Below are 6,906 nucleotides of genomic sequence, written 5' to 3'. Positions count from 1 at the left end.
TAAAAAAAACCTAATTAAGACCAAAAAAAGTGCTTCAAAACCAAAGAAGCAATTTGATCTTAATGAATTTCGTCGCAGTTTTGAGTCACTAGACTCTGAAAATTATGGCAGCTGGCCGCTACCAGTGAAGGTGACGGTGATCGGTCTTATTATTACCTTTATAGCGGCCCTATCATGGGCGCTACCAATTAGTAGCAAAATCGATGAGATCAATGCTGCTGAAAGTCAGCAACAGACCTTGCTTGAAAGCTATCGTGAAAAAGAATCGCGCGCGCGTCACCTACAAGCCTATCAAGCACAGGTCGTTCAGATGGAAACGGAGTTTAATACCTTATTAGACCAGTTGCCAAAAGACACGCGTGTGTCAGAGCTGGTAGAAGGTATCAATATGACAGGTGTCGGTAGTAATATTCGTTTTCAAGACATCTCTGTCGAACCTGAGATTGAAAATGAATTTTTCATTGAGCAACCGATTCGCATTGCTGCTTTAGGTGAATATCATCAGTTTGGTAGTTTTATTAGTGGCCTTGCAGCACTGCCTCGTATCATCACCATGCACGATTTTGAGGTGAGTAATCCACAACCGAGCTTAGATGTTTTACCTGAGCTTAATCTAGTCTTGCAAACCAAAACCTATCGTTCAAAAGAAGCGACTCCTGAAGATGAAACGGCTCCTGCAGGTGATGCCGCCGCTACTGATGCAAATGCAGGAGGTAACTAATGAGTATGCAAAAACTACCCATGCTGTTGACTTTAAGTATCTCAGTGCTAGCGATGACTGGCTGTACGGATCGTATCGGTATGGCAGAGCAAGCGATGACTGACATCCGTAACCAGCCAGCGCAGCCTATCGAACCACCACCCAAAGCTGAACTAGTAGAAGACTTCGTCTATAGTGCAAGCTCACAGCGCAGCCCGTTTTTACCACCGAGCTTGGTGAATGTAGAGGGTCCTACCACTTCTATTGATGGCGTGCGCCCAGATATTACACGTGTAAAAGAACCACTTGAACAATACGAGTTATCGCAACTGGTTTTTCGAGGCGTAGTAGTGTCGCCTGAAGGTCAGCGATACGCATTGGTACAACGTCCTGATGGTTCAGTTGCTAGTGTGAAGGTAGGTGATTATCTTGGATTGAATGACGGCCGTATTGTTGAAATCACGCCGACCCAGATCAACTTGATTGAAATTGTGCCAGACAGCCGCGCTGGGTTTATTGAAAAACCCCAGTCGCTGGTATCCCCTATAAGCTAAGTCGGCAGATTTTTTGAGGAATAAATAATGACAGTACGCAATAACAAGGTAATGATGATGAGCAACCGCGTTTCTTCTGCTTTTGCCATTTCAGCACTGGCAGTCAGCATGGTGGCAGTAAGTAGTAGCGCCCACGCTGCACAGCGCATCAATAATGTGTCTGTAGTGCAAACTGCACCAGCAGTGACACAAATGCGTTTGGGGTTCACAGGTTTACCAGTATTGCCTGCAGCCTATCAGCTTGATGATCCTAGCCGCTTGGTATTAGACTTTGAACAAGTACAAAACGGTCTTGCCAGTCGTTTCAACGAATACAATATCGGTATGGTCAATGATGTCACCACGTTGAGTAGCGACAGTACGACGCGTCTTATCGTTGGCCTCAAGCAATCAGGCAATTATACAACAGCGATTGAGGGTAACGAGCTACTACTGACCATTACAGATCCTGATCGTCCAGTGATTACTAGTGACCCTATACAAGATGTCCTTAATAACTCTAGCGGCATCACCACCACTGCAGTCGTCACGCCAATCGTTGAGACCAGCACGGTTCCCGTTGCGGCTGTCAGTACAAATAATACCGTCGTGGTAGAAAACGAAGTACCAGCCGATACGATGGTGGTGAGGGTTAACCCATTGTTGAACCCGCAACTTGCTGCGGCACAAGTAAGTAAGCAATACAGCTATGATGGTCTCAGCGCGGTCAATTTTTCGGCAGGTAATGATGGTGGCGGTAACGTCAGCATGGTACTTGCCAACGAAGCCATTCCGGTAGATGTACAACGCCAAGGTAATAAGCTTGTCGTACGTTTAACAGGCAGTACGGTCCCAAGAAACTTGCTACGTCGATTAAATATTAATAGTGGTCTGGTGAGTAGCATCGATACTAAAAACCAAGGACAAAATGGTGTCATCACTATTAATATGTTTGATGATTACGAGTATCAAGCTTACCAGTCAGGCAATCAGTTAAATATTAGTATTAGCAAGCCTGAGCTGCTACGTGAGCCGACAATTGAGGAGAGAGTATACAGCGGCGAGCCACTGTCCATGGAATTCCAAGACGTTGAAATTCGCAGCGTGTTAGATATTTTAGCGCAGTTTACCGAGATGAATATCGTTGCGAGTGATTCAGTCGCTGGTAACATCACCTTGCGTTTGATCAACGTGCCTTGGGATCAAGCACTCGATATTATCCTAAAAAGTAAAAATCTAGGCAAGCGCGAAAATGGTAATGTGATTTTGGTTGCGCCTTCTACTGAACTCGCTGAACAAGAAGCACGTGAGCTTGAAGCGCAGCAAGCTGTTCAATCTTACGCGCCATTACGTACTGAATATATTCGTTTGAGCTATGCAAAAGCACAAGATGTCCTGACTTTGATTTCTCAAGGAAGTGGCTCATCTGGTAGTAGCGGTATAGGGGGCACGAGCGGACTTACAAATCGTGGAAATGACAATAATACGTTGTTGTCGGATCGTGGTACGGTAACAGTTGATGAGCGTACCAATACCTTGATTGTCAAAGATGTGGCAAATAGCATTGAAAATATTCGTACCTTAATTAGCAAGATTGATATCCCTGTGCGTCAGGTTATGATTGAAGCGCGTATCGTTAGTGCCACTGACAGCTTTAGTAAAGAGATTGGGGTTCGCTGGGGAATCTTATCAAATGGTGCAGCCAATAACCGTAGCTTGTTGGTTGGTGGTAGCAACCAGACACTAGCAGATCTTAAAGATTTTGATATAGAAACTACCACAATTAACGGGCAAACGGTTTCTTATCCTTCATATGACATCAGCCGTCCTGATAACTTAAACGTTGATTTAGGGGTGGATACTCCAGCCGGTAGTATCGCTTTTGGCCTATTAAGTTTATCTGATGTGATGCTTGATCTTGAACTATCAGCATTGCAAGCAGACAATCGCGGTGAAGTCATCTCAACCCCGAAAGTTTTGACGGCCGACAAGCAAACCGCAAAAGTCTCTTCTGGTACCCAGATTCCTTATCAGGAAGCCTCAGCGAGCGGCGCAACTACAACCAGTTTTAGAGAAGCGGCACTGAGTTTAGAGGCGACGCCAAATATTACCCCTGATGGCAAAATTGGTCTGCAGTTACTTATTACTAACGGTACGCCGACTATTATCAACAATCAGGTGGCTATTTCCGAGGATTCTATCTCAACCAATGTGATCGTTGAAGATGGTCAAACGGTGGTATTGGGTGGGGTTTTTAGAAACCGTACCAACAACAATGTGGACAAAGTGCCGTTTTTAGGCGATTTACCATACATTGGCCGTGCATTCCGTAAAGATGTGCGCAATAACAATAAGGAAGAGCTGTTGATATTTGTCACACCAAAATTGATCAATGATGGTACAAGTCGCTTGAATTAATCATAAATTTGTTTATTATTCACTAAAAAAGTAAGCCTTAGTGCTTACTTTTTTTTGGGCATAAACTTAGCATCTTTAATATTGCGAGCTATATGCATGGATTAATGGACGATAAGCGCTAAATATTACTAACAATAATCACAGCGCATTACTAGCCAGAATATCAATGACGTTGTATGATAGCTAATTTAGCTGAGTGAGTATTATGGTGCAGGAATTGCCGTCGGTGTTTTTAGTGGGTCCGATGGGAGCGGGGAAGACGACGATCGGTAAGTTACTGGCCAAGCAGTTAGGTCGCACTTTTGTAGATAGTGATTGGTATATCGAATCGCAAACCGGTGCTGACATTGCTTGGATATTCGCCAAAGAAGGTGAAGCGGGTTTTCGTGAGCGTGAAACACGTGCCATTGATGAGCTGACTCAAGCCCCTCAAATTGTATTGGCAACTGGCGGTGGCGCAGTATTGGCTGCTGAAAACCGAGAGTTCTTAAGACAGCGTGGCATCGTGGTTTATCTCAATGCCCCAGTCGATGTGCAAATGGCCCGCACTTCTAAAGACAAGTCACGGCCTCTTTTACAACAGCCTAATCCTAGAAAAATACTGCAAGATCTATATAGTATTCGCGATCCATTATATCGTCAGGTTGCGCATATTATTATGCCCACTGGTCACACTTATCCGCGTCATATGGTCAGCCAATTAATGCAGCAGCTGAACGCATTTTTTGATTGTACTGACACAACATCAAAAGACAATAAAGAGTAGACCGATATTATCTATTGATATGATAGGTAGGTATACTCAGCTACTTTTACCCAATTATAAATGCTTAAGGAGTGTCTCATGGCAACGTCACTGTTTCATGATAGCTTAACAGTTCGTACGCAAAGTCATGATTATCCAATCATTATTACTGAAGATGCGACATCAAAAGATAGTAGTATGGCAAAGCAAGTCGCACCTTATATTAAGGGTTGCCAAGTATTGATTGTGACTAACGATACCGTGGCACCTCTATACTTGCAAGCTTTAGAAGACGAGCTAGCAGAGCAGTTTACGGTAAAAGTTTGCGTGTTACCAGATGGTGAGCAATATAAGAACCAGACAAGCATTGACCAAATATATGATGCACTAATGGCAGAGCATTTCAATCGTGATGTCACGCTTATCGCACTTGGTGGCGGCGTGGTGGGTGATATGACAGGTTTTGCTGCGGCAAGTTTTATGCGCGGGGTCAACTTTATCCAAATTCCAACGACCTTATTATCACAAGTCGATTCTAGCGTTGGCGGCAAAACGGGCATCAATCATGCGCAAGGCAAAAATATGATTGGCGCATTCTGGCAGCCGCAAATGGTGCTCGCTGATATGAGTACGCTCAAAACGTTGCCTGCACGTGAGCTATCAGCAGGAGTCGCTGAAATTATTAAGTATGCGCTCATCATGGATGAAGCGTTTTTGACATGGCTTGAAGAGAATTTACCTGCAATGATGGCGTTGGATCTGGCAGTACTTGGCGAAGCCGTGAAACGCTGCTGTCAATACAAAGCAGATGTGGTCGCTCAAGATGAAAGAGAGTCAGGTGTGCGTGCCCTGTTGAACTTTGGGCATACGTTTGGTCATGTGATCGAAACCCATCAAGGTTACGGCAATTGGTTGCATGGTGAGGCGGTAGCGGCGGGCATGATGCAAGCGGCTGAACTGTCCCAAAAAATTGGTTGGTTGACCCTTGATGAGGTTGAGCGTATTAAGCGTGTTTTAATGCTAGGTAACCTGCCAACCAAACCGCCTGCCATTGATGTACAAACTGCTCTGGACTTGATGGGGCACGATAAAAAAGTGAAACACGGACAAATCCGGCTGATTTTGTTAAAATCAATAGGGAGTGCAGTAGTGACCAATGACTTCGATAACGATCTGTTGCTCGAAGTATTGTCACAACACAGCGCATAATGTATCAAAATTTTAGTGAGTATTCGTACTAAAACTTGATATGTACAGCAGATTCATAGGCTGCACTAACTGCACTTCTATTTGAATGAGCATTGATGTAATGCTCTTAAATATGTTTTTACCAAGGATATTCCTATGGCAGCATCAAAATCGAAGACGCGTACCGCTGGCCAATCATACAGTCGTCAAGCCCTGATCTGGCTGGTCGCGACGTTACTATTAGGTGTTGTGACAGCGTTAGTCTGGATGCTAAGCCAAACGCCAGCGATGGGTGCCAAAATTGAAAACGAACCAGTATCAGCACCGCAAATGTTGGCTGATGAGTTTGAGCAACCATTAAAAATCGATTCGCTTCACGAGCTGGATACCGATGTACAGCCGATTAGTTTTGATACGACTGTCCGTGATTTGCGTAATTATCCTGACGAATTTAAAGACAAGCGCTATCTACTTGCCAACAAAGGTAAGTGGACCGTGCAGGTGATGAATGTTGCTGAAAATGACGTGATTGTCAGTTATTTAGAAGGCCGTGAAGATCGTGATAAGTTCGCTTATTTTCGCTATCTTGATAGTGAAAATCAAGTCCGTTATATGCTGACTTACGGAATCATGAGTAGTCCACAGGAGGCCGTTGGGGCAGCAAAGCTCACAGATTTTAAACTGCCTGCCAATGTACGTGTGCTACCGGAGGAGATCAATCGATACGTAAGTATTATCGATAACTACGAGCGTCCTGATCCAGTAAAAGACTTAAGTACGAAGCGCACGCGCGCTGTCAATCTAAAACCGACTAAGCGTGAAATACCAGTACGTCAGCAAGCGCAAGCAGTTAATAATACGGCTAATGAGCAAGAAGCCGCTAACACTAATGCGAGTCGCGATAGTCAACGTTCCTCTAACGATAGCACTCCAGTAGAAAGCATCCGTCAATCTGCAGATACCTCTGAAACATTATCTGTCACAGAAGAGCGCACAGTTGGTAATGAGCCACAATCAACTGATGAGGCATCAAGTCAAACGGAAAGTAATACCAATAACTCCAAGCAGGAAAATAAAAAGCCGTCAACAGCAGGTGCAGATAATAGCACCGCTAAAAAACCACCCGCTGTACCTGCGCCAAAACCGCCCAATACGAGCAACAATGGGGCAAATAGTAATGCAAATGCACCTAAAAATAATAATGCGCCTAAAAATAATAGTGACAGTATCAAGTCGTTAATAGAGGACAAAAGCAACTGATACGAATTTTCTGTTATTGAAAACCCCACTAGCTAATTGAACCGACCCCCATAAGTTGGACA

At 44.2% G+C, this 6,906-nt stretch carries 6 protein-coding genes; all 6 read left to right on the top strand.

Translation table 11 applies throughout. The annotated features are described in order from the left end of the window. Nucleotides 1-721 (top strand): type 4a pilus biogenesis protein PilO (locus AS194_RS13125; protein WP_152978648.1); only part of this gene is annotated, 721 nt, incomplete at its 5' end. Continuing rightward, nucleotides 721-1,254 carry a pilus assembly protein PilP gene (locus AS194_RS13120; protein ID WP_058025948.1) on the top strand — a complete coding sequence of 178 codons (534 nt, stop codon included), beginning with the start codon at nt 721-723 and terminating at the stop codon, nt 1,252-1,254. The genes AS194_RS13125 and AS194_RS13120, both read left to right, overlap by 1 nt. Nucleotides 1,255-1,281: 27 nt before the next feature. Beyond that, nucleotides 1,282-3,651 carry a type IV pilus secretin PilQ gene (gene pilQ, locus AS194_RS13115; RefSeq protein WP_058025947.1) on the top strand — a complete coding sequence of 790 codons (2,370 nt, stop codon included), beginning with the start codon at nt 1,282-1,284 and terminating at the stop codon, nt 3,649-3,651. Between the two features lie 205 nt (nt 3,652-3,856). After that, nucleotides 3,857-4,417 carry a shikimate kinase AroK gene (gene aroK, locus AS194_RS13110; RefSeq protein WP_058025946.1) on the top strand — a complete coding sequence of 187 codons (561 nt, stop codon included), beginning with the start codon at nt 3,857-3,859 and terminating at the stop codon, nt 4,415-4,417. 78 nt (nt 4,418-4,495) lie between these two features. Then, the gene (gene aroB, locus AS194_RS13105; protein WP_058025945.1) at nt 4,496-5,605 is read left to right on the top strand and encodes a 3-dehydroquinate synthase; all 1,110 of its coding nucleotides are present in this window, start codon (nt 4,496-4,498) and stop codon (nt 5,603-5,605) included. A gap of 135 nt (nt 5,606-5,740) precedes the next feature. Further along, nucleotides 5,741-6,844, top strand: a complete 1,104-nt coding sequence (locus AS194_RS13100; protein ID WP_058025944.1) for a hypothetical protein — start codon at nt 5,741-5,743, stop codon at nt 6,842-6,844. Nucleotides 6,845-6,906: the final 62 nt, after the last annotated feature.

Origin of the sequence: Psychrobacter piscatorii, assembly GCF_001444505.1 — a bacterium.
Classification (GTDB): Bacteria; Pseudomonadota; Gammaproteobacteria; order Pseudomonadales; family Moraxellaceae; genus Psychrobacter; species Psychrobacter piscatorii_B.
The sequence above is the reverse complement of the archived record's forward strand: the minus strand, read 5'-3'. Positions and strand labels throughout refer to the sequence as shown.

Bases quoted from the DNA above. Each gene is read 5' to 3' on its own strand.
- AS194_RS13120 (WP_058025948.1), top strand. From the start codon at position 721: ATGAGTATGCAAAAACTACCCATGCTGTTGACTTTAAGTATCTCAGTG.
- pilQ (WP_058025947.1), top strand. From the start codon at position 1,282: ATGACAGTACGCAATAACAAGGTAATGATGATGAGCAACCGCGTTTCT.
- aroK (WP_058025946.1), top strand. From the start codon at position 3,857: ATGGTGCAGGAATTGCCGTCGGTGTTTTTAGTGGGTCCGATGGGAGCG.
- aroB (WP_058025945.1), top strand. From the start codon at position 4,496: ATGGCAACGTCACTGTTTCATGATAGCTTAACAGTTCGTACGCAAAGT.
- AS194_RS13100 (WP_058025944.1), top strand. From the start codon at position 5,741: ATGGCAGCATCAAAATCGAAGACGCGTACCGCTGGCCAATCATACAGT.